Source organism: Bacillus sp. UNC438CL73TsuS30, assembly GCF_000482325.1.
GTDB lineage: Bacteria > Bacillota > Bacilli > Bacillales > Cytobacillaceae > Neobacillus.
This window is the reverse complement of record NZ_KI535295.1, coordinates 1,103,310-1,124,476: the sequence shown is the minus strand read 5'-3', so window position 1 is coordinate 1,124,476 and position 21,167 is coordinate 1,103,310. Positions and strand designations below refer to the sequence as shown.

21 protein-coding genes, 1 pseudogene and 1 riboswitch are annotated in these 21,167 nt (G+C 39.6%); of the genes and pseudogenes, 3 read left to right on the top strand and 19 right to left on the bottom strand.

Translation table 11 applies throughout. From position 1 onward, the window contains the following. The first annotated feature begins 172 nt into the window (after positions 1-172). Positions 173-1,447: an MFS transporter gene (locus M028_RS0119355; protein WP_026575352.1), complete on the top strand. Its 1,275-nt coding sequence runs from the start codon at positions 173-175 to the stop codon at positions 1,445-1,447. A gap of 83 nt (positions 1,448-1,530) precedes the next feature. Here M028_RS0119355 and M028_RS0119350 read toward each other — a convergent pair whose 3' ends face one another. From M028_RS0119350 to M028_RS0119330, 5 genes are all read right to left on the bottom strand, one after another. Continuing rightward, the gene (locus M028_RS0119350; protein ID WP_026575351.1) at positions 1,531-2,247 is read right to left on the bottom strand and encodes a response regulator; all 717 of its coding nucleotides are present in this window, start codon (positions 2,245-2,247) and stop codon (positions 1,531-1,533) included. After that, complete coding sequence (locus M028_RS0119345) at positions 2,210-3,835, bottom strand: ATP-binding protein (protein ID WP_026575350.1); 1,626 nt, start codon at positions 3,833-3,835, stop codon at positions 2,210-2,212. The genes M028_RS0119350 and M028_RS0119345 overlap by 38 nt, the downstream gene beginning before the upstream one ends. An 83-nt stretch (positions 3,836-3,918) precedes the next feature. After that, on the bottom strand, positions 3,919-5,445 hold the full coding sequence (locus M028_RS0119340; protein ID WP_026575349.1) for a tripartite tricarboxylate transporter permease: 1,527 nt from the start codon (positions 5,443-5,445) through the stop codon (positions 3,919-3,921). 22 nt (positions 5,446-5,467) lie between these two features. Next, positions 5,468-5,923 (bottom strand): tripartite tricarboxylate transporter TctB family protein, encoded by a 456-nt coding sequence (locus M028_RS0119335; RefSeq protein ID WP_026575348.1) that lies wholly within the window; start codon positions 5,921-5,923, stop codon positions 5,468-5,470. A 63-nt stretch (positions 5,924-5,986) separates the two neighbouring features. Then, positions 5,987-7,015 carry a Bug family tripartite tricarboxylate transporter substrate binding protein gene (locus tag M028_RS0119330; RefSeq protein WP_026575347.1) on the bottom strand — a complete coding sequence of 343 codons (1,029 nt, stop codon included), beginning with the start codon at positions 7,013-7,015 and terminating at the stop codon, positions 5,987-5,989. A 265-nt stretch (positions 7,016-7,280) separates the two neighbouring features. On the opposite strand from M028_RS0119330, the gene M028_RS30425 reads away from it, so the two are divergent. Beyond that, on the top strand, positions 7,281-9,365 hold the full coding sequence (locus M028_RS30425; RefSeq protein ID WP_081810787.1) for a hypothetical protein: 2,085 nt from the start codon (positions 7,281-7,283) through the stop codon (positions 9,363-9,365). Between the two features lie 51 nt (positions 9,366-9,416). Here M028_RS30425 and M028_RS0119320 read toward each other — a convergent pair whose 3' ends face one another. The 4 genes from M028_RS0119320 to M028_RS0119305 all read right to left on the bottom strand — a co-directional run bounded on the left by M028_RS0119320 (position 9,417) and on the right by M028_RS0119305 (position 12,575). Continuing rightward, entirely contained in the window at positions 9,417-10,256 is an 840-nt protein-coding gene (locus tag M028_RS0119320; protein ID WP_026575346.1) for a hypothetical protein, read from the bottom strand. Between the two features lie 105 nt (positions 10,257-10,361). Beyond that, the gene (locus M028_RS0119315; protein ID WP_197031434.1) at positions 10,362-10,772 is read right to left on the bottom strand and encodes a hypothetical protein; all 411 of its coding nucleotides are present in this window, start codon (positions 10,770-10,772) and stop codon (positions 10,362-10,364) included. Between the two features lie 124 nt (positions 10,773-10,896). Next, the gene (locus tag M028_RS0119310; protein WP_026575344.1) at positions 10,897-11,787 is read right to left on the bottom strand and encodes an alpha/beta hydrolase; all 891 of its coding nucleotides are present in this window, start codon (positions 11,785-11,787) and stop codon (positions 10,897-10,899) included. A gap of 122 nt (positions 11,788-11,909) precedes the next feature. Next, positions 11,910-12,575 carry a YfjL-like protein gene (locus M028_RS0119305; RefSeq protein ID WP_026575343.1) on the bottom strand — a complete coding sequence of 222 codons (666 nt, stop codon included), beginning with the start codon at positions 12,573-12,575 and terminating at the stop codon, positions 11,910-11,912. A 145-nt stretch (positions 12,576-12,720) separates the two neighbouring features. Here M028_RS0119305 and M028_RS31550 point away from each other — a divergent pair, with 145 nt between their 5' ends. Beyond that, positions 12,721-14,013 (top strand): DUF4309 domain-containing protein, encoded by a 1,293-nt coding sequence (locus M028_RS31550; protein ID WP_051591098.1) that lies wholly within the window; start codon positions 12,721-12,723, stop codon positions 14,011-14,013. Between the two features lie 33 nt (positions 14,014-14,046). Here M028_RS31550 and M028_RS0119295 read toward each other — a convergent pair whose 3' ends face one another. The 10 genes and pseudogenes from M028_RS0119295 to M028_RS0119250 form a co-directional block, all read right to left on the bottom strand. Next, on the bottom strand, positions 14,047-14,817 hold the full coding sequence (locus tag M028_RS0119295; protein WP_026575342.1) for a TatD family hydrolase: 771 nt from the start codon (positions 14,815-14,817) through the stop codon (positions 14,047-14,049). After that, the gene (locus M028_RS0119290) at positions 14,814-15,560 is read right to left on the bottom strand and encodes an ABC transporter ATP-binding protein (protein ID WP_026575341.1); all 747 of its coding nucleotides are present in this window, start codon (positions 15,558-15,560) and stop codon (positions 14,814-14,816) included. The genes M028_RS0119295 and M028_RS0119290 overlap by 4 nt, the downstream gene beginning before the upstream one ends. Then, positions 15,557-16,324: an ABC transporter permease gene (locus tag M028_RS0119285; protein WP_026575340.1), complete on the bottom strand. Its 768-nt coding sequence runs from the start codon at positions 16,322-16,324 to the stop codon at positions 15,557-15,559. Before M028_RS0119285 ends, M028_RS0119290 begins: the two co-directional genes overlap by 4 nt. A 1-nt stretch (position 16,325) precedes the next feature. Beyond that, complete coding sequence (locus M028_RS0119280; RefSeq protein ID WP_026575339.1) at positions 16,326-16,616, bottom strand: thiamine-binding protein; 291 nt, start codon at positions 16,614-16,616, stop codon at positions 16,326-16,328. A gap of 14 nt (positions 16,617-16,630) precedes the next feature. Further along, the gene (locus M028_RS0119275) at positions 16,631-17,623 is read right to left on the bottom strand and encodes an ABC transporter substrate-binding protein (protein WP_026575338.1); all 993 of its coding nucleotides are present in this window, start codon (positions 17,621-17,623) and stop codon (positions 16,631-16,633) included. Positions 17,624-17,801: 178 nt separating this feature from the next. Next, positions 17,802-17,911, bottom strand: a riboswitch (TPP riboswitch). A gap of 71 nt (positions 17,912-17,982) precedes the next feature. Next, on the bottom strand, positions 17,983-18,189 hold the full coding sequence (gene copZ, locus M028_RS0119270) for a copper chaperone CopZ (RefSeq protein ID WP_026575337.1): 207 nt from the start codon (positions 18,187-18,189) through the stop codon (positions 17,983-17,985). Positions 18,190-18,203: 14 nt separating this feature from the next. Further along, a complete protein-coding gene (locus M028_RS0119265) occupies positions 18,204-18,551 on the bottom strand; it encodes a metal-sensitive transcriptional regulator (RefSeq protein ID WP_026575336.1) in 348 nt (115 codons plus the stop codon). Positions 18,552-18,642: 91 nt separating this feature from the next. Continuing rightward, positions 18,643-19,476: a hypothetical protein gene (locus M028_RS0119260; RefSeq protein WP_026575335.1), complete on the bottom strand. Its 834-nt coding sequence runs from the start codon at positions 19,474-19,476 to the stop codon at positions 18,643-18,645. A 201-nt stretch (positions 19,477-19,677) separates the two neighbouring features. Further along, a pseudogene (locus tag M028_RS30415) lies at positions 19,678-20,427 on the bottom strand (GTP pyrophosphokinase). Positions 20,428-20,445: 18 nt separating this feature from the next. Continuing rightward, the gene (locus M028_RS0119250) at positions 20,446-21,111 is read right to left on the bottom strand and encodes a TetR/AcrR family transcriptional regulator (RefSeq protein ID WP_026575334.1); all 666 of its coding nucleotides are present in this window, start codon (positions 21,109-21,111) and stop codon (positions 20,446-20,448) included. Positions 21,112-21,167 lie beyond the last annotated feature (56 nt).

Below are 21,167 nucleotides of genomic sequence, written 5' to 3'. Positions count from 1 at the left end.
TTTACATAAAATTCAAAATATTATAAAATTATTTCTAAGGAAATTATTTTTCTCATTTACTATATTACAATAAAAACAAAACTGGAAATATCTTATTTAGGGGGCTATATAAGTGACGCTGGCTATGCATATATTTTACTAAAAGCAAAAACAGACCAAAGGGGGAAATTGGATGAAACGTTTGTCAAAGCAAGAAAAAAGCTGGGTCTTTTACGACTGGGCTAATTCTGCCTATTCGTTACTGATTACGACAGCCATTTTTCCATTATATTTTAAATCGGCAGCAAATGATGCAGGGGTTGCCGCAGTAGACTCGACTGCCTATTGGGGAATTGCCAACTCAATTGCCACCCTGCTGATTTCCATTTGTGCGCCGATATTAGGGACGATAGGTGACTATAAAGGATTTAAGAAACGATTTTTCACCTTTTTCTTTGGACTCGGAATTGTTTTTACCCTCCTGCTAGCCTTCGTTCCCCATCACCAATGGCTGATTCTCTTAATCTGTTATATGTTCACGGTTATCGGTTTTGCTGGAGCGAATATTTTCTACGATGCCTTTCTTGTCGATGTGACCTCTGAGGAACGGATGAACCGGATTTCTGCGAGAGGATTCGCGATGGGGTATATCGGAAGTACCATTCCCTTCATTTTAAGTATCGCCTTAATTATTTTATCATCTAAAGGAATTCTTCCTCTTTCCGTTACCGTTGCAAGTCAGGCTGCCTTTGCAATTACAGCTTTATGGTGGGGATTATTCACCATCCCGATGCTGAAGAACGTAGAACAAGTGTACTATGTCGATCGCGTTCCCAATCCTGTATCTAATAGCTTTAAACGAATGGTTGGAACCTTTAAACATATCAAATCTTACCGTGCTCTTTTCCTATTCCTCGTTGCTTATTTCTTCTATATTGATGGGGTTGATACAGTTATTACCATGTCTACCGTATTTGGTACAGATATCGGCATTAGTTCTAATAACCTCTTAATCATTCTATTTGCGACGCAAATTGTTGCCTGTCCGTTTTCGATATTATACGGAAAACTTGCAGAAAAATTCAGAGCAAAAAAAATGCTTCTTGTCGGGATTTTTGTCTATATTGTCATTTGTTCCTATGCTTACTTCCTGGATTCAACGCTGGACTTCTGGATTCTGGCTATGCTTGTTGCCTCCTCGCAAGGGGGAATTCAAGCCTTAAGCCGTTCGTATTTTGCAAGACTAGTCCCAAAAGAAAATGCCAATGAGTTTTTTGGTTTTTATAATATTTTCTATAAATTTGCAGCTATTTTAGGGCCAACCTTAGTCGGTGTAACAGGCAAACTAGCGGGAGATACAAAAAGCGGCATATTCAGCCTCATTATTTTGTTCGTCATTGGCGGTGCAATTCTACTAAAAGTACCCGAAAAAATAGACTCCTCCCAATCCAATACCGTTTCCAGCTAAACCCAAAAATGGACTTTGCCTCAGCAAAGTCCATTTTCCATCAATGTCCACTCCACACGGACAAAATCACCCCAAGTGTCTTTCTATGGTGTCAGGCACCTGTAGACTCTCTCTGGTCGACCGACGGTTCCATATGCTAGGTCCGCAGCAATTTTTTCCTCGGACATGAGATGCTCTAGATAGCGTCTGGCGGTGGTTCGGCTTACTCCAATTTCTTTGGCAACGACCTCTGCGGTCAGACCGAAATCCACCTTTCCGAGAACAATTAGTACTTTATCCAGTGTCAGCGGGTCAATTCCTTTCGGCAAATAAGATTTGTCATTTGCTGCCCCAGACCCACTTACTTCCTTACGCAGCAGCTTGTCCACCTGCTGCTGGGTAACATGCAGATTTTCATCGCGTAGCTCCACCAGCTTCCGATGATATTCCTGATAACGTACTAACGACTGCTTAAAACGCTCAAAAACAACAGGCTTGATCATATAATCGAAAACACCAATACTAATGGCCTCTTGAACTTTATGAATCTCTTTTGTTGCGGTAATCATAATCACGTCCATCTGCTTCTCCTGCTGTTTAGTCTCCTTCAGCAAATCAAGCCCATTCATATCCGGAAAATAGACGTCCAATAAAAGAAGATCAGGCTGCAGTAGTTCGATATAGGTTTTTGCTTCCTCATAATTTACAGCAATCCCCACGGTCTGGAACCCTTCTATTTTTTCAATAAAACGCTTTTGAATTTCCGCAATCCGTAAATCATCCTCAACAATTAACACTTCGATATCGCGGCTCTTCTTCATGTAGGCACCCCCTGCTTTTCGGTATCGCTACCGTAAAAATCGTCCCTTCACCCTTTTCGGATGATAAAGTAACATAACCCTCAAGGTCCCTTATCGCCTTTTGAACAAGGCTTAGACCAATCCCAGCATTACTAACAGTATTCTTTGTCGTAAAACCTGCTTGAAAAATCCGCTCCTGATCCGCTAATGATATTCCCTTTCCATTATCTTCAACCTCGATTATCAGTTCTTTCCCCAGATCGGTTAAAAACAAGGTAACATTCTTTTCTTCCTTGCCATTGTCCCGTACCGCATCAAACGCATTATTTATCAGATTTCCGATAATCGTTACTAGGGTTTCCCTATTAATCTCCTTTGGAACATCTTGAAAACTGCTCTCACGATCAACTAAAAAATGAATTTTTAGCTCACTGGCCAAACTGACCTTTCCTAAAATGAATCCGGCAATAATCGGGTCCGGGATTTCCTTCATTAAAAAATGGATGAAACCCTGGGCAAAATCAACTTCTTTAGAAATAAACTCAATGGCTTCTTTATAGGAGCCAAGTTGGATCAACCCAAGTAAAGTATAAAGTCTATTCGAATATTCATGTGTCTGAGCCCGCAGCCCTTCAGCATAAGCTTTCACATGAGATAATTCCTGCAGCAATTTGGAAAGCTCCGATTTATTTCGAAAACTTGCAACCGCCCCGATTACTTGTCCATTCCTGCCAAAAATCGGAATGCGGTTAGCCAAATAAACCTCCCCATGGATGAAAATTTCCTGATCATATTCGGCTTGTCCTGTTTCAACCACATCTAATAGGTGTGTGTTTTCCAGAGCATCTTCAATTTTTTTCCCACGAAGCAAAATATCAAGAGGCTCTTTTAATATTTTATGAGCTGTCTCGTTGACAACCGTCATTCTGCCATTTGTATCAATCGCTATAATTCCTTCATGTATCGACTCGATGATGGCATGCTTCTCCTGATACATCCAGGCGATTTCTTTTGGCTCGAGTCCAAAAATCGCCCTTTTAATATTTAAAGAGATTAATTGCGCTGCTAGTAATCCCCCTACTAAAACAATCAAAGTGGCAACAAAGATTTTTCGTTGAATTTTTACAACATCGTGATGAATTTCTTTTTGCAAAAAACCAACCGACACAACTCCAATGACGTTTCCATTGCTAAAAATCGGCGCCTTTCCCCGTAATGATGGCCCTAATGTCCCAATGGATTCAGAAACGACTGATTTTCCTTTGAAAACTTCGTCATTGTCACCTCCAACCATTTTTTGTCCAATGCGGGCTGGATTTGGATGGGAGTAGCGAACCTCATTGCGATTCCCAATGACAATAAATTCTGCATCCACCTGTTTTCTTATTTTTTCGACTATAGGCTGAATAATAGCAGCCGGATTTTTAGCTGAGAATGCCTCTTTAATGGTTGGCATATTTGAAATTGACTGGGCGAGCGATAATGCTTGATCCCCCATTTCAGTCTTGAGCTTGGTCTCCATGATATTTGTAAAAGTATATTCCAAAATAATTCCAAGACTAATAATGAGGATGGACATACCCAGCATTAATTTCGTATGTAAACGCATGCAAACACCTCTTTTCTTATCATATAAAAAAAAACCCCTTAAAAAAAGGGGTTTTTAAATAGATTTCAGAAATTTTGAAATCTTTATCCTTCTACATTTATAACAACTTGTTTCCCTCTCATTTTCATAAGGGTTGGTACAATCAGCCAAAGAATAGCAATAATGAGGAAAGCTAGGGAAATCGGACGGGTGAAAAATACGCTATAGTCCCCATTCGAAATCGTTAAAGCTCTGCGTAAATTATTTTCAATCATTGGTCCTAAAACAAGTCCAAGGACAAGCGGTGCAATCGGATAATCATTTTTACTAAAGAAATATCCTAAGAGACCACATGCTAGTAATAACAAAAGATCATACATCGATACCTGAACAGCATAGACTCCAAAAATTGAGATCGCGATAATTAATGGAATTAAATATTGTTTTGGTGTTTGAATAATTTTTGCAAAAACTTTTACGAGCGGTAGATTCAAAATTAATAGCATAAGGTTCCCGATAAACATACTTGCTATCAAGCCCCAAGCAACACTTGGATGGTCCTCAAATAATAATGGACCAGGCTGGACATTATACATCATCAGTGCGCCCATTAAAATTGCCGTCGTACCTGAGCCGGGAATACCCATAGTGAGCAGTGGAATCATCGCTCCTCCAGATGCTGCATTATTCGCAGATTCTGGTGCAGCGACACCGGCAATTGTTCCTGTACCAAATTTAGATGGATTTTTTGAAATCTTTTTTTCCAGGATGTAGGAGAAAAAGGAAGCTAGCGTTGCACCCGCACCGGGAAGGATTCCTATAAAGAAACCTAGAATCGATCCTCGGGCAATTGGTCCTGCCGATTCTTTAAATTCCTCTTTGGATGGGATCATATTATTAATCCGTGCTATTTCTCCATCTTCTTCTTCTTTTTCCAAAATGGTTTTGAATACTTCGCCGAGAGCAAATAAACCAACAGCTACCGTTAAGAATTCAATTCCTTGATAGAGCCATGGAACATCAAAAGTAAAGCGGGCAATTCCTGAAACGTTGTCAATACCAATTGTTCCTAATAATAAACCGCAAACTGTCATAATTAGGGCTTTTGTAACAGAATTTCCAGCTAATCCGCTAACCGCCATTAATCCTAAAAGCATTAGTGAAAAATATTCTGACGGACCAAATTTTAGTGCAATGGTTGATAACGGCTGTGCCAGAGCAATCAAGGCGATTAGGGTTACAATCCCAGCCACAAAAGATCCTATTGCTGCGATTGATAAGGCGCTGCCGGCCCGGCCTTTCTTTGCCATCTGATATCCGTCCAAAGTCGTTACAACCGAAGAGGACTCCCCAGGTGTATTTAATAGAATGGAAGTCGTTGACCCTCCATACATAGCTCCGTAATAGACCCCGGCCAAGAGTATGATTGCACTTGTCGCTGCCTGCTCCGGCGGAAGCGCTCCCGTAACGGATGCCGTGACCGGGATGAGAAGGGCGACTCCGCTCATTGGACCAATCCCTGGGAGAACCCCTACAGCAGTACCAATTAATACACCAACAAAGGCAAAGAGTAAATTATACCAAATAAGTGCTGTTCCAAATCCATGCATTAAATAATCAATCGTACTCATAAATTAGCCTCCTTTCTAAAAATTAAAACCATACCGGCCAGCCCGGCAGTGTTCCTTTTAGCACTTCTACGAATAAAAAATAGACAATTCCGGAAAAACATGCTGAAATAATGAGTGATTTAATGATTTTCCCGCGTTCCATTGCCTGGAAGCAGACAAAGAGGAAAATAAACGTGGTAATGACATACCCAATCGTTTCAAGCGTTAAAACATAAATTAGAGTTGCTGTTAAGATAATGAGAAACGGCTTGTAATCGAGTTTTTCTTTTTTACCGAATTTGTACCTTTGTCCCCTTAATGTTTCAATAAATAGACGGATGCTTAATAAAGCGAGTGCGATTCCGAGAATGAATGGAAAAACATCTGGTCCAACAACACTTCCGTAAGATGAGCTTGTGAGATTTTTGCTGCCGATGATAAACAGGATTCCAATAACCAGAAACAGCACAGCGGCAAATCGGTCGAATTTTATATCCATTTTATCTAACCTCCTAACCTAAAAATAAGCGGGAAGGAGAAGCTGATTCCCCTTCCCTTATGACTACTTCTGCATTCCTAATGCTTCTAATAGTTGTTGAACTTGCTTTTCTTGATCATCCAAGAAAGTCTTGAAGTCTGCGCTGTTTTTGTATTCTAATTCCCAGCCTTGTGTTTCTACTTCGGTTTTCCACTCTGGCGAATTGACTAGTTTATCAATTGCTTTTTCCCAGTATGCTTTAGCTTCAGCAGACATTTTTTCAGGACCAAACACACCGCGCCAGATTGTAAATTCAGCATCTATGCCTTGTTCTTTGGCGGTTGGAACATCCTTAAAGTCTCCACCTAAACGTTCAGCAGCAGTCACGGCAAGAACGCGAATTTTCCCAGCTTTTAAGAATTCCTTAACACTTGATGCATCGGTTCCAATTACGTCTGCGTTACCGCCGAGCAGCGCAGTGATTGCTTCGCCGCCGCCATCATAGGAGACATATTTGATTTTAGTTGGGTCAACACCGTATTTATAAGCTGGCAGGATCGAAACCAAGTGATCCATGGAGCCTGGTGCAGAACCACCGGCAAAGGTTAGTTTTCTAGGATCCTTCTTAACATCTTCCAATACGGATTTTAGATCTTTATATTTTGAATCTTTTTTAACGACAATGGCCCCATAATCCTTTGTTAACTGAGCAAGCGGTGTTGTGTTCTTATAGCCGTATGGGCTGTTCCCCTCTTTTTTGAGGTTGTTAATGATAATTGGCGGTGAGTTGACAAAAAGCATGTCGTTGTTTTCAGCTTGCTGGGTAGCATACTCAGCCATAAATACGGCTCCGCCACCACCTGGCTTATTTTCAACCGTTAATGGCTGCTTGACTAGCTTTGTCTCGCTTAAAACTTTTGTAAATGAGCGGGCTGTCAGATCCCATCCGCCCCCTGCACCTGATGGAGCCACAACTGTAATCGCTTTCGTAGGATAGCCTGTACTTTCTTTTTTCGTGTTGCTGCTAGATGTTTCCTTACTGCTGCATGCCCCCAAGCTTAGCGCTAGAGCGCCTGCACACATTACTGCTGAAATTCTCTTTAGTTTTTTCATTTCATTTCCCCCTTGAAACCGTTTCCTTAATTTTATAAAATTTCAGATAAATTCATAGTTTATACAGTTAAACCGCATAAAAAACTTAACCGCCATTTTGTTCATAAAGTTCACGGCCGGTTTGAATGTCCACCCAGCATGGACAAAAACAGCAAAAAGTACACGGGCGGTGCCTGTCACTTTGTAGTGTCATTATGTGTTGTCACTATGTGTAGTAATTTCGAATATGATGTTAGTAATACGTATTGATGAGACGAGGTGGAAAATGAATAGAATTAACTTTCCGTTGCTTCTTTCCGGACCTATACTCCGCAGAACGGAACCCACCTGTGTTACGATTTGGGTTGCGACAAGTCAGACGTGCCAAATCCAAGCGGAATTTTACCAAATTTACACGAAGGAAGACAACCAAACTTTTCATTACCAACCATTAGCAATCCAACATGACACAAATACCATTAAGCTAGGTAATCAACTTTATATTCATTTAATCAAAGTAAATCCATTTAACGATAAGGAATTTCCAATGGACACCCTGTTAGGCTATAATCTCTTTTTCAATCAGAATTCTGAATTACATGATTTAGAAAGTCTTGGGCTTTTATCTATGGAATATTCCAATACACTTGTATATGGAAACCTAAAATATCCAACCTTTCAAATGAAAAGCACAGCAGCTCAATCAAGAATTATATATGGCTCCTGTCGGAAGCCCCATGGACACGGTGAAGATTGCTTAACGAATGGAGATCTTGTCCTTGAAAAAGAATATGATCATTTAAAAAACCGTCCCGATGCACTCTTTTTAATGGGTGATCAAATTTATGCAGATGATGTGGCGGACCCTCTTATCCGTGCTCTATCAACACTTGGATCAGAATTAATCGGCCACGAAAAGCAGCCGCATGAACTTGTTCCCCAACTAAATCATCCCCCATATCAAACTGCCCTTAATCAAATTAACGGCAGACAATTTATCATGGAGAAGTTTTGTCAATTTACCTCGTCACAAGCACAGAACCATTTAATAAAACTTGGTGAGTTTGCCGCTATGTACCTCTTATCCTGGAGTCCGATACTTTGGGAAGTGGCTCAAGAATACAAATTGTTCGAATCATATGAAGATGTACTTGAAGCAAATCATCTTTATTTTGCCTTTCCAAACGAAGAACCATTTTTAAAAAAGCATCGAGCCGAAGAAGCCCAACTTCGATATCGGTTCGAAGATCAACAAGAAGCATTAATATCATTTCAACATTCATTATGGCGGGTACAGCGATTACTCGCGAATATCCCTACCTATATGATTTTTGATGATCATGACCTTACAGATGATTGGAATATATCTGCTGATTGGAAACAAAATGTCTCGTGCTCCCCATTAGGAAGACATGTAGTTGCAAATGGTTTAAGTGCCTATTGGGCATTTCAAGGGTGGGGAAATGATCCCGATTGCTTTTCTGAAGATTTTTTGCAATCCATGAATTCATACTTTGAAGCGGATGGACAAATCAAAGAGGCTTACGAAGATTGGGTCAACTTATTGTGGGATTTTTCTTCTTGGCATTTTGTTGCTCCCACACACCCTAAAGCCCTTTTTCTTGATATCAGAACACAAAGAGGCTATGATTTAGAGCCTAATCCCGTAAAATTTGGTCAGCTTATTTCAGAAACAATCAATTGTCCAAGGCTTATCAATGAGTCCGGTTGGATGAACGTTACGAAATGTCTTTATAATAGTGGGTGGAAAAGCGGGAGTCCGTTAATGATAGTTTCGGCAACGCCGGTTTACGGAATGGGCTTGATTGAATCATTTTTACATGACTTTGTCTACCCGCTTCGGGTTTTAGGTTTAAATGTACAAACCTCATTCGATTTTGAAGCCTGGAAGTATAATGGGAAGGGATTTACTGAATTTCTTCTTCTTGCTGTTGAGTGGAATCCTGATCCTTGTATTATTTTATCGGGTGATGTTCACTATGCTTCATCCGTCTATTCAACTGTTACCTTTGCTGGAGGGAGAAAATTAGACATTAAACAATTTACGAGTAGTCCGTTTAAAAATATGAGTTTTTCTGGAATATGGGGTTTGCTAATGAAAACGGTGATCGGGATAAACACCTTAAGCAGAAAAAATAAAATCATTCGGCGGATTTGTACTTCTTCCTTTACCATACAACATGTAAAAGATAAAGGTGATATGAAGAAAACTCCTTTTATCTGGAAAGACGAACTCATGTATCAATTTGTGAAAAATGACTCGATTATTGAAACAAAAAATAATATTGGCCTCTTAACCATCACCCCCGATGAACATAAAAACACGCTCGAAACCTACCCAAGAGAATAAAAAAATAAAAGGCATCATGTGAAAAATTTTCACATGATGCCTTTTTACCATTTATTTTTGCTTAACTATTTTAGAAGGATTATTGATTTTATAAAGCACAGCAACATCTACGATGAACTCTTCTTCAACGTCTTTTCCCTTTGGCAATTTTTTTGCCGCAACCTTTCCGTCAAATTCCAGCTTGTCTCCTACTGTTAGCTCAAATTTTTTAAGGGTTTTGCTATGGCTGCACCAAGCATATTCAAGCTCAAGAGGTGAGTCTTGGACTATGGTGACATTCTCTAAAATGACCACTTCATCATTTTCCTCGGTAAATCCATTGTAAGTCAATGCAAACTGTTTAACAGTTGCTGTGAAATGAACCTTTTCCGAAGGAAGATCTAGCTTCTTTGCCTTCTCTTTTTTCGGTTTCTTTGGTTCTTTGGCTTTTTTCGGCTCAGGAGCTTTAGTGGTCTCTGCAGCCGATTCAACTTTTTCATCAGGTTCAGTAGCCAGAATCTCCTCCAAATTGGAACTTTCCGTTTCGGAATCTTGGGAATCGGTTTTTTCCTCTTCCTTTTCTTCAACCGTAAACATACTCTCTTTTCCAAAACTCGCCTGCTGCATTTCCTTTAAATACGCTGGATGGATACAGCTTAAATTGCCATCTTGGAATTCAATGATAAGCGTATTCAAATCATTGGCACGGCCATAAATTTCATACCCTTTAATGGATACTAGCCGCTGGTAGTTCCGCTCCTTATACCAAAACTCTTCCTTTGAGGCAGATAACCCCCACTCCCTGAGCTTTTCCTTGAAATGCTCCTCATCCCGGAAAGTTTCAAATTCCCCTTTTGGAGGAATATAATGAGTCAAATCTGATTGTTCCATTTGCGGGCGTTGGATTGCCATTTTTCCACTTCCTTGTTCTAAATAAGTAAATAAATTATATCATGTTCCGGGAAAACTTTGAGGATTCGAATGGGGAAGACGCTTTGTACTACCTCAATAGAAAAATCATCGTTTGGCAGCTCCTAACCCAAACCAGTACCCCAAAACCATACCGAATGCAAGGATAACAAAATAAACAAGCCCCGTTGAAATCGCTAAAAAATTTATGACCTGATAATCCCCAGTCGATTGATGCAGAATTGTCCTTTGCACATTAAGCAAAATCGGCTGGTAGATGATCAAGTAGGAAATCAGAACGAGTAAGACCGCAATCCAACTCCTGCCAATAAAATATCTGGTCATTAAAAAGGCCAGGATTCCAAATAGAATTGCTAATCCATACACAAACCAATTAATATATTGCAGCGCCCTTTCCGGTTGATCAAAAAAGGCCAAAATATGTAAACAGAGGATTCTAAATACCCCAAATATTATTGCCATAACCTGTGTTCTAATCAAAAACTTAATCCAATTCATTCCACAATACCCCAATTCCACTCCAAATTCCATTAAAACAACTACTGTACGCCCCACACGGACAAATCAACCTAAAAGTCCACGGGCGGTGCCTGTCACTGTATCACTGTATCACACCACAGTGTCAATGCCTTTTAACAAAGTCTCCGATTTCTGCGATGGCTTGTTTTGCTTCGGGGAGGAGATCTCCGGTTAGCTGCCAGACATGCCACATTCCTTGCCAAATTTTAAAATTCACCGGGACTTGATATCTTTTTGCCTGTGCTGCGAGCATTTCCGCATCGCTAAGTAATAATTCTTCGCTGCCCACTTGAATAAATATTGGTGGAAGACCTGTTAAGTCTGCATATACGGGGGAGATAAACGGGCTTGTTAAGATTTCATCACCTGCATAAACCCGTGCTGCTTTTTTGATGCCATCAGGTGTAAACAGAGGATCTTCTTTTACCTTCTTCCAATAACTTACCCCGCTGCTGGCCAAATCGACCCATGGTGATAGACAAATAATCGAAGCTGGCCCCCCTATTCCTTCTTCTTTTAATACAAGAGTTAACACAAGACTCAAGCCGCCGCCGGCAGAATCACCGGCCACGAATATGTTACTGGATTCAAATCCCTGCTCTAATAACCATTTATAGATCTTCACGGCATCCTCAATCGCAGCAGGGTATGGATTTTCCGGTGCCAATCGATATTCCGGGAGCAGCACCCTTACGCCTGCTGCCTTCCCAATTTTCCCGGCTAATGCCCGATGGGAGTCCGTTGATCCATATGTATAGGCGCCGCCATGAAAATAGAGCAGTACCTTATCTTCCGCGACAGGCTTATTTGTAAGCCATTCCGCTTCTATTCCCTCTATATACACCTTTTCCACCATACAATTCTTCGGAACCCTTGTCCACATTAATGACGCCCGGTCCATCGTTCTGCGCTTTTCCTCAATACTTGTTCCGACCGTTCTAAGAATTGCTCGGTTCATTATCTTTTTAAAAATAACACTGCGTAAACTTGCCATTTTTGCTCTCCTCTATTACATTCCAGTACTACTCCCCATTTTGTCCATTCCGGACTTTTCTTAAAATCCTCCATTCACAACAAAAAAGCACACCACTAAAAAAGTGGTATGCCTTTCGCATTCTAATTTTCGACAATCCTGCCATCCTCTGTTATAAAAAAAACTTTGTCATTTTCATTTCGCGCCTTTTCATAATAGGTTACTTGAATAAGTACAGGAAAATGAATCGATTTTAAATGGTGGCTTAGCCTTTTCACTTTTTCAAGTTCTGTGGCTTGTTTCACTTTTTCCCATTTAGTTTTCATAAAAATAGTGATGGAGCAGGCAAGCTGGGATGTATGGATTTCCTGATAGGTCGGTATATGGGGACCAAAATATTCCCCTCGATCAACAATTCGCTCGGCGGTAAAAGTTGTTTTGTCCAAGCGGGGGAATAGTCCTTTAATGATTTTTTTCAGATTATTTGATAATTCACTTTCCCAAAAGACTTTCGGAAATGTATCTGAATAGCCTGCAGCAGCATCTACATCCTCTTCCACCGTAAAGACCAGTTCAGGATGGCCCTTCGGATAGGAATAGGCTTGATACGTTTCACTTAAAAAATTATAATCGATATTTTTTATAATAAATGCAGTATGATATTTTTTTGTCAAATAAGTAGCCATATTTTTACTTTGGTGATGCTTCTCCCAAGGCGTACCATTAAACCCGGAATAAACAAAAAGACTAAGTATGATAATAAGAAATGAAATGATCCATATGAAAACCTTGCTGAACTTTATATGCATCACCATCCAATTTCAGAATATTTATAATATTTTATTCAATTTCAAAACCCATTATTCCTTCTACCTTTTTAGAAAAATTGTCTTTTTTATGACATCGTTTAAAAGTAAAATTGAGTTATACAATTCCTAATCAAAGGAGGCTCACATGAATAAATTTCTTCTTTATTTTTTATGCTTGATCTCCCTAACATCTTGCAGTCTTTTTCCAAAAGATAATACAAAGCCTGTGAAAGAACATACTGGTAAAAAAACTGAAGAGCATCAAATAACTCCTCCCGAAGATAAAGAACCAAAGTACTCATTATTAGAAAATACAATGGAACTTGCCCAGGAAGGGAAAGTAGCTACATGTAATTTTGCCGTACACACGAATTCGATAAATGATGTTAAAAAACAATGGGGTCCCGCCGCTAATACCGATCAAATCAGAGGAATTTATTATGCCAATTACCCTGCAAAACACACCGTATTTGGTTATAATGCAAAAAATATCCTGGTAGATATCCGTTCATACGATGAGCAACTTCAACAGCTAACATACCCACAAATCGTAAAAACTTTAGGCAAGCCGGACTATCGTAGAACCAATCAAGACGATCAAATCTATGGCTATAAAATTTCGCAACAATTCGAACTACGATTCATTGTTCCGAAAAACACTGAAAAGGTCGATCACATTTCCGTATTAAGTCCAAATGATACTGTAGCAACCACCATTCCCCCCTATATCCTTTCAATAAAAGGAGTATCAAAGAACTTATCGGAGACGGCCTGGCAAAATATGCAGGAATGGCGCAATCAAATGATTCCGGTTGCAAAAAATCATCAAAATTTCGTATTTCTTAATGGCCCGAACAAAAAAAGAGTCGCACTGACCTTTGATGATGGTCCTGACCTTGTAAATACACCAAGCATAATTGAAACACTGGCAAACTACCGTGTAAAGGGGAATTTCTTTTTTATCGGGAAGAAAGTAAAAAAGTATCCTGAGGTTGTTCAAAAAGCATACACCAATGGAAATCTTGTGCTAAGCCATAGCTACTTTCATCATGATTTGAGTAAACTCCAAGCTGTGGAAATAAAAACAGATTTGGCTCAAACAGAAGAGGAGATATATGAGGTAATTGCTAAAAAACCAGCACTGCTTCGTCCGCCCTATGGGGCTGTAAATAATACGGTTATCTCCACCGCGACACAAAATGGTTATAAGATTGTCCTATGGTCGATTGATACACTGGATTGGTCGCAAATGGAAAGCAGTAATATTGAAAACAATGTTATGAAAAATATCCGAAATGGCGACATCATCCTCATGCATTCAGATGATGATAAAGTACAAACTGCTAAAGCCCTGCCACACATCATTGAAGAACTAACTCGAAAAGGCTTTGAAATCGTCGATCTCCAAACATTACTTGGCCAAAAGGCTTACAAATGAAAAGAAGCGTCTCACCTTTTAAGCTGAGACGCTCTAAATTTGATAAAACGAAACCGTATTTTCACGTAATTTTTCTGAAACCTCACCAACTGAAAGTCCTTTAATTTCAGCAATCACACGAATCGATTCTTCCATCATATTCGGATGGGTCATCCTCCCTGTGAATGGTCCTTCAAATGGCCATGGCCCATCCGTTTCAACCATCAATTGTTCCAGAGGATAGATGGACACTAATTGCTGGATTTCCTCTTCATAGACCACATCCGGTGTCACAGAAATGAAATAGCCGTTTTCAATCATCCTGGCAATGGTCTTTTCGTCTCCCTTGAACCAATGAAAATGGGCCTGATTCCATGAGCATTTTTCTAAAAGATCACAAACAATGGGGGCATCATCATAGACCGCATGAAGAACAATCGGTTTTTTCCATTCTTTCGCCCTTTGTATGAAAATCTCCAATAACGCAATATACTCCGTATACTCTCTTGCAGAAATCTTCCGATCCGCTTTCCTGTAATAAGGAAGCCCTACCTCGCCAACCGCAATCATTTCCGTTCGATGCTCCTCCATCCACTGAAAAAGCCTTTCCTGCTCCTCCACAATTGGAAGCGGCTGTTCAGGATGAAATCCGAAAGCAGGTCTAACCTTATCAAACTCTCTAGCCAACTTAAGATTTCTCTTACAAGATTCAAGGTCAAACGAAACCGAAACGAGAGCATCGGTCAGACTAGCCTCATCCATGAGAACCTGAATTTCTTCGTCTTTATAATGATCTAGATGAATATGGGCATCGATCATTTTCATCGCATTACCACCTGCCCCGTTAAGGTATAATGAACCTTGCGTTTCCACTGCAAAAATGGCTCTTCCAGCAGAATGCTTGCATCCCGTGGTCTCGCAAACGGCACTTCCATTTCACTAATTACCTTCGATGGCTTTTGCGATAACACAAGAATTCGGTCGGAAAGATACAAGGCTTCTTCAATATTATGGGTAATAAACAGGACCGTCCTTTTGTGTGTCTCCCACACAGATAACAGCCATTTTTGCATCTCGAAACGGGTTAATTCGTCCAAAGCTGAAAAAGGTTCATCCAAACAAATCACTGCTTGCGGACTTAATAAAGCACGGATAAAAGCCGCCCGTTGTTTCATTCCACCGGAGAGTTCATGCGGATAAGCTTTGTCATAATCAGCAAGACCGGCAATCTCAAGCATTTCCTTTGCCTTACTGATTTCTTTTTTGCCTTGAAGCTCCTGTCCAAGGACCACATTATCAAGGATGGTCCTCCATGGAAGCAGCGAAGGGGTCTGCGGCATATAACTGATCAAACCGCGCTTTCCGTTAATAACCTTATTTTCAAGCAGGATTTGACCGTGATCCGGGGCCAGCATCCCACCGATTAAATTAAAAATCGTACTCTTGCCGCTGCCCGAAGGACCTATGATGGAAACAAACTCATCTTTTTTGATAGAAAAATTCATACCGTTCATGACTTCGTTTGCTCCGAAGCTTTTCGAAACATCTTTCAGCATAAGATGACTCATTTTCCTTCATCCCCTTTCACCTGCCAGCGGACCATCCTTCGTTCCACCACCACAATTATTAGAAAAAATAATAAGCTTAAAAGCATAATGGCAAAAATCGCAACAAACACACGGTCGGTGCGGAACGAAGAGGATGCCATTGTCATATAGACGCCAATTCCCTGTTTAGCCCCAAGCCATTCAGAAATAACAGCACCCATCACACTATAGGTTGCTGAAATTTTCAAACCGGAAAAAATCGATGGCAATGCAAAGGGAAACTCCAGCTTCCAAAAAACCTGCGTTTTCGAAGCACCCGCCATCATCATATAATGTCTAAGCTCTGCGGGAGTCTGCCTGAAGCCGTCCAATGCCGCAACCGTTATTGGAAAAAAGCAAACCAGGGTGATGACAATCATTTTTGGCAGCAGACCAAATCCAAACCAAATTACTAACAGCGGTGCAAGTACAATGGTCGGGACATTTTGGGATAGTATGAGCAGCGGATAAAAAGAATCTCGTAAAACCGGTATTAAGTAAAGCACCAACGCCACAACTAAGCCAATCGCCGCGCCGATTACAAAACCAAATAAAGCAATTTTTGTTGTCGAGAATAAATCCGGATAAAATTCACTCCAGCCGTGGATGGCTTCAGCAAAAATCTTCGATGGTGCCGGCAGCAGCCACTCCTCAATCTTTGCGGTTTTAACGACAATTTCCCATATCACGAACAAAAGGAGGAGAACCAATACTGGTCTCCACCCTTTTAAAAGCAGTTTCTTCATATTAGCGGTACTTCTCCGTTAATTGATCCATCGTGATTCCTGACGGCTGATACAATACTTTGATTTGAGAAATCACGTTTTTGCTGCCAATCTCCATCATGCGCTCATTCATTTTGGTGATAACACTAAATAAGTGTTCCAACTCACCTTCCATCGTGGTCTCCAAAGGATGAACCTGATATTTTACTCCAGATTCATCAATAATACGGATGGCTTCATCCACATAAGGAATAACATCTTCTCCATCCTTTGTTTTCGGTATAATTTGAATGCTCACTAAGGCATTTGCCATGTGAAACCCCTCCATTATTTTGGTAAAAATTCATTTGTAAATGCTTTTTCGGCATCAAGCTTTTTATCAAGAAGCTTGTGATCGTACATCCAAGAAGCATAGTTTTCCCAAACTGTCTTTTTCTGTAATCCCCACTTTGTTGCATCGTCCTGGTACTTTGGTGATAACCATTTTTGACTTGCTTTGACAAGCTTTGGATCTAAATCCGGCGCCGCTTTGATAAGAATATCTGCTGCTTGATCAGGATTTTTTATCGCAAACTCATACCCTTGTGATGCTGCCTTTAAAAATGCCTTAACGGTATCAGGATTATTTGCAATCATCTTTTCGTTTGTTTCTAACACTGGTGTATAATAGTCAAGTTTCTTAGAATAATCAGTAAGGTAGATCATGTTGATTTTTTGATGGCGAAGCTCTGCCTCTACACCGGTCCAACCGTAATAAATCCAGGCAAAATCAACATCCCTTTTCACAGCCGTGAAAAAATCTGTATCTCCCATATTAATGATTTTCACTTTATTTGCATTGGCATGTTCTTTATCCATTAAAGAAGTAATGACAGACTTTTCAACAGGAGAACCCCATCCACCGTATGTTTTTCCTACAAAGTCTTTTGGTGCTTTAATATTTTTGTCAACGGGCGAAGCAAATCCCGATGTATTGTGCTGAATAACCGCGGCAATGGATACAAGGGGAACACCTTGGACACGTGCCTGTGTGACACCCTCCTGATAGCCCACGCCAAAATCCGCTTTTCCAGACGCAACAAGCTGATCAGCACCTGTTTCGCCCGGCTGAATGATATCAACGTCTAAGCCTTGATCCTTGAAATATCCCTTTGCTTTTGCAACATAAAGTCCTGTATGATTCGTGTTAGGTGTCCAGTCAAGAACGACCGTAATCTTTTTAAGCTTTTTGGTATTTTCCTTCGCCGTATCTGTTTCTTTTTTGCTGCTGCACCCGGCAATCAGGAAAACAGTGAGTAGTACTATAAGCCACTTCTTCATTTTTTAAATCCCCCATATGTAAAATTTCCGAAATGTTCGGAATGAATAGTGGAAATAAACTAGAATTCATTTTGCAGACCGATTTAGCTACTATAAGCATAATAGAACAAAAATTGCCCCAAAACAAATAAAGCACCCGAGTTCTAAGAACCTCGAGTGCATATTGGCAAACAATTTATTTGTTTAAGAATATGTTCCCTCCGCCGGTACTAACCAGATCAGGTTCCAAGGGTCATCGTTTTTAGAACGAACTCTCAACCGGCTACACCGGCTCCCCTACATTTTACAGTATGAAGTTTATTTCCCTACTTATTATAACAGAAGTAATCTATATTGCTAGTATATAATTTTTACTGATCCTACACTACATCATATCCTTGATCATCAATCGTTTCTTTTAGTTTGCTAACCGTAACAACATTTTGATCGAATTCGATATCAACTGTACCTTTATCTAAATGAACCTGTACCTTCTTCACACCTTGAAGCTCTCCGACACTGCCTTCCACTGCCTTTACACAATGGCCGCAGGACATACCCTTAACATTTAACGTAATGCTTTCCATGTTTATAACCCCCGTTATTTTTTCATTAATTTTTGAATCGTTACTAGAACCTCATCAAGAACCTCCATGTCCCCTTCTTGAATTCTTTCAAGTACACAGCTTTTTAAATGTCCCTCTAATAAAATCTTTGCCACACTATTTAGAGCTGATTGGGTTGCGGAAATTTGCGTAATCACATCATCACAGTACGTATCTTTTTCAATCAATCCTTTAATTCCACGAATCTGGCCCTCAATCCGATTGAGACGTGTTACGAGATTGTTTTTTACCTTATCTGAATGATGGCTTTTTCTGTGGCTTCCTTCTGAAGCGCAGCACTCATCATCCACGATTACCTCTTCATTATTATGATCAATAGACATCCGCACGCCCTCCTTTTCATTATCATATCATACCCCGGTATCGTAATGGATTAGACATAGGCTGACAATCCTATAACATATAAATGGATGATTACTTAATTTTAATTATAAATGGAAATACTCTAACTTTTCCAGCCTGTTTAAATTCGGCCCAAATTTTATAGGTGCCGGGATGGTCAAATTGGGTTTCGAACACGGGTCTTTGTTCATCTTTTGGATGGACATGCAAGTATTGATTTACATTTTCGTTTAGAATAACAACATGACCAGCAGCACCTAAATACTGCTCAAGTTTGGAGTCATCCAATTGAAACACTAATGTCACAGGAGTCCCGGCTTCAAAAGAACTTACGTTCAACTCCACTTTCTCTCCATCTATTGTTTTTACAAAAGTTTGATCTGGAACTAATGCTGGATGGGTATGGGAAGACACTGGATTACCAACATTAAAAGGAACAGGTTCCACTTTATAATCCAGGTTTTTTGGCTTCACATCAATGAACGCTATATATTTACCTTCTGCTAACGGATAGCGAATTACAAATTTCCCGGGACCTACTTTTTTTGGATGGATGTGATAATACTGATCCAAATGATCATTCACCACAATTAAATGCATCAATTTTTCATGATTAACATCGAGGTCATTAACAGGATTATTTTGCATATCCTTTAGCGTAATTTCTATATTGCCATCTTTATAGCTAAAAGTTGGTTTTACTTCTCCTGCTTCTATACCTGTACTTTCATGATGGTGGGCCGACCCTGACTCATTTTGGGCATGACTTTCACTCGTTGACACCAGTGATTCATGATTCATATCCATCGTTGTCTTAGCTTCCGTCTTAAAATTGGCATCGTATACCCAATAGCCGCCAATAATGGCGAGCAAATAGACTATTGCTGCAAGAGCCCATTTTTTCATTTTATTACTTCCCTTCTATTATTTGGTATTTAATCTAACCTGTCAGCTAAAATTTATTTTAATTTTTGTAGTTTTAATATATAATATACTATACCCCCCTATAGTAAAATGTCAAACAAAAAAATAAAATATTTTCCATTTATATATGGGTAAATTCGCCTTAAAGAGCGATAAAAAAAGCACCTTTTAAAAAAAGTGCTTTTACTTTCGGTCCCCGACCTTTTCCATTAATGTCTCTAACATGGGAATAGAGAATTGATGACCAACAAGATTAAAAATACTTGTCTCTTCTTTTCTTTTATTCTCCTCTTTGATGACCGATATTTCTTTGTGAAGTCGTTCCATTTTTTGATCTAAATGAGTAGCCATGGTTGCAGCTTCCTTTAACTCTACAATCATTTTCTGAGGAACTTCCTCATTATACTTGTAATAAATTTTATGCTCTAAACTTGCCCAAAAATCCATTGCGATCGTTCGGATTTGGACTTCGACATAAACTAATTCCTCCCGGTCAGACATAAAGATTGGTACTTCCAAAATAAGATGCAAGCTTTGATAGCCATTTGGTTTGGGATTTTGAATGTAATCTTTATATTCAACAACTCTAACATCCTTTTGGTTTGCAATCATTTTACTTATTTCATAAATATCAGAGCGAAAGGAACAGGTAATTCTTATTCCCGCAATATCCTTAATATTTTCCTTGATGCTGGCTAACGTAAAATCAAAATCTTTGCGGTAAACCTTTTTTAAAATACTTTCCGGCGATTTTTACCGCGAATTCACATGCTCGATCGGGTTATAGTCATGTATAAAATTAAATTCATCCTGAAGAATACTTATTTTTGTATTCATTTCATCCAAGGCAAACTTATAGGCCATCATAAAACGTGTTAATTCAACCTTTAATTCTTTAATCTCTTTTATATTAAGGAATTGTTCAATTTCCAACCGAAAACTCCCTCTCTCTCAATTCTCTAAATTTTCTTCGTAATTTTCGTCAGTTTGTAATTTTTTCAATACCTCAGGAGGGAAAACCATTCTACAGATTATTTTAGCAGTTTTTTGATATTCCTCGGTATCCCCTGATTCCAACACTTTACCGGTTGTATTCTCAGCAAGCAGCATGATCGACCAAGTAAGTGTGTTTAAATCTAAGTCATTCCAGGTTAGACCCTTCTCACTAGCTTTTTCCAATCCTGCATAGATTCTGCTGTGAATTTTCAATTTTGCAGAAGCTATAACCTTTGAAAGCTCCGGATCCTTTAATATTAATTCAGGTAACACACGATGTAATCCAAGCCGCTGCAATCTATTCCCATGCACTTCAAACAGTTCAGCTAACCTTGTTTCAGGATTCCCGATTACCCAGCTTGGTTCAGGAGGCATCAGTTTTTCAATTTTATCTTCTAATAGCGCCATTAATAATTGACGTTTATCTAAAAAATACCGATAAAAGGTCCCTGTAGCAACCCCTGCTTTGGCGGCAATTTCCTTTGCGGTTGTTTGTTCATAGCCCTTTGAAATAAACAACGCATGCCCACTTTCTAGGAGAGCATTCCTTTTTTGCTGAGCACGCTCTTGTTTTGGAACAAGTGGAAAATCACCAACCAACTGGTCTTCACGGTCTGACATTTTATCACCTCAGATCCAATCATATCATAAATTACAAAAAGGTGAACCTCTGTTCA

What these genes read in the sequence shown, in the direction of transcription:
- M028_RS0119355 (WP_026575352.1), top strand. Translation starts at nt 173, where the DNA reads ATGAAACGTTTGTCAAAGCAAGAAAAAAGCTGGGTCTTTTACGACTGG.
- M028_RS0119350 (WP_026575351.1), bottom strand. Translation starts at nt 2,247, where the DNA reads ATGAAGAAGAGCCGCGATATCGAAGTGTTAATTGTTGAGGATGATTTA.
- M028_RS0119345 (WP_026575350.1), bottom strand. Translation starts at nt 3,835, where the DNA reads ATGCGTTTACATACGAAATTAATGCTGGGTATGTCCATCCTCATTATT.
- M028_RS0119340 (WP_026575349.1), bottom strand. Translation starts at nt 5,445, where the DNA reads ATGAGTACGATTGATTATTTAATGCATGGATTTGGAACAGCACTTATT.
- M028_RS0119335 (WP_026575348.1), bottom strand. Translation starts at nt 5,923, where the DNA reads ATGGATATAAAATTCGACCGATTTGCCGCTGTGCTGTTTCTGGTTATT.
- M028_RS0119330 (WP_026575347.1), bottom strand. Translation starts at nt 7,015, where the DNA reads ATGAAAAAACTAAAGAGAATTTCAGCAGTAATGTGTGCAGGCGCTCTA.
- M028_RS30425 (WP_081810787.1), top strand. Translation starts at nt 7,281, where the DNA reads ATGAATAGAATTAACTTTCCGTTGCTTCTTTCCGGACCTATACTCCGC.
- M028_RS0119320 (WP_026575346.1), bottom strand. Translation starts at nt 10,256, where the DNA reads ATGGCAATCCAACGCCCGCAAATGGAACAATCAGATTTGACTCATTAT.
- M028_RS0119315 (WP_197031434.1), bottom strand. Translation starts at nt 10,772, where the DNA reads ATGAATTGGATTAAGTTTTTGATTAGAACACAGGTTATGGCAATAATA.
- M028_RS0119310 (WP_026575344.1), bottom strand. Translation starts at nt 11,787, where the DNA reads ATGGCAAGTTTACGCAGTGTTATTTTTAAAAAGATAATGAACCGAGCA.
- M028_RS0119305 (WP_026575343.1), bottom strand. Translation starts at nt 12,575, where the DNA reads ATGCATATAAAGTTCAGCAAGGTTTTCATATGGATCATTTCATTTCTT.
- M028_RS31550 (WP_051591098.1), top strand. Translation starts at nt 12,721, where the DNA reads ATGAATAAATTTCTTCTTTATTTTTTATGCTTGATCTCCCTAACATCT.
- M028_RS0119295 (WP_026575342.1), bottom strand. Translation starts at nt 14,817, where the DNA reads ATGAAAATGATCGATGCCCATATTCATCTAGATCATTATAAAGACGAA.
- M028_RS0119290 (WP_026575341.1), bottom strand. Translation starts at nt 15,560, where the DNA reads ATGAGTCATCTTATGCTGAAAGATGTTTCGAAAAGCTTCGGAGCAAAC.
- M028_RS0119285 (WP_026575340.1), bottom strand. Translation starts at nt 16,324, where the DNA reads ATGAAGAAACTGCTTTTAAAAGGGTGGAGACCAGTATTGGTTCTCCTC.
- M028_RS0119280 (WP_026575339.1), bottom strand. Translation starts at nt 16,616, where the DNA reads ATGGCAAATGCCTTAGTGAGCATTCAAATTATACCGAAAACAAAGGAT.
- M028_RS0119275 (WP_026575338.1), bottom strand. Translation starts at nt 17,623, where the DNA reads ATGAAGAAGTGGCTTATAGTACTACTCACTGTTTTCCTGATTGCCGGG.
- copZ (WP_026575337.1), bottom strand. Translation starts at nt 18,189, where the DNA reads ATGGAAAGCATTACGTTAAATGTTAAGGGTATGTCCTGCGGCCATTGT.
- M028_RS0119265 (WP_026575336.1), bottom strand. Translation starts at nt 18,551, where the DNA reads ATGTCTATTGATCATAATAATGAAGAGGTAATCGTGGATGATGAGTGC.
- M028_RS0119260 (WP_026575335.1), bottom strand. Translation starts at nt 19,476, where the DNA reads ATGAAAAAATGGGCTCTTGCAGCAATAGTCTATTTGCTCGCCATTATT.
- M028_RS0119250 (WP_026575334.1), bottom strand. Translation starts at nt 21,111, where the DNA reads ATGTCAGACCGTGAAGACCAGTTGGTTGGTGATTTTCCACTTGTTCCA.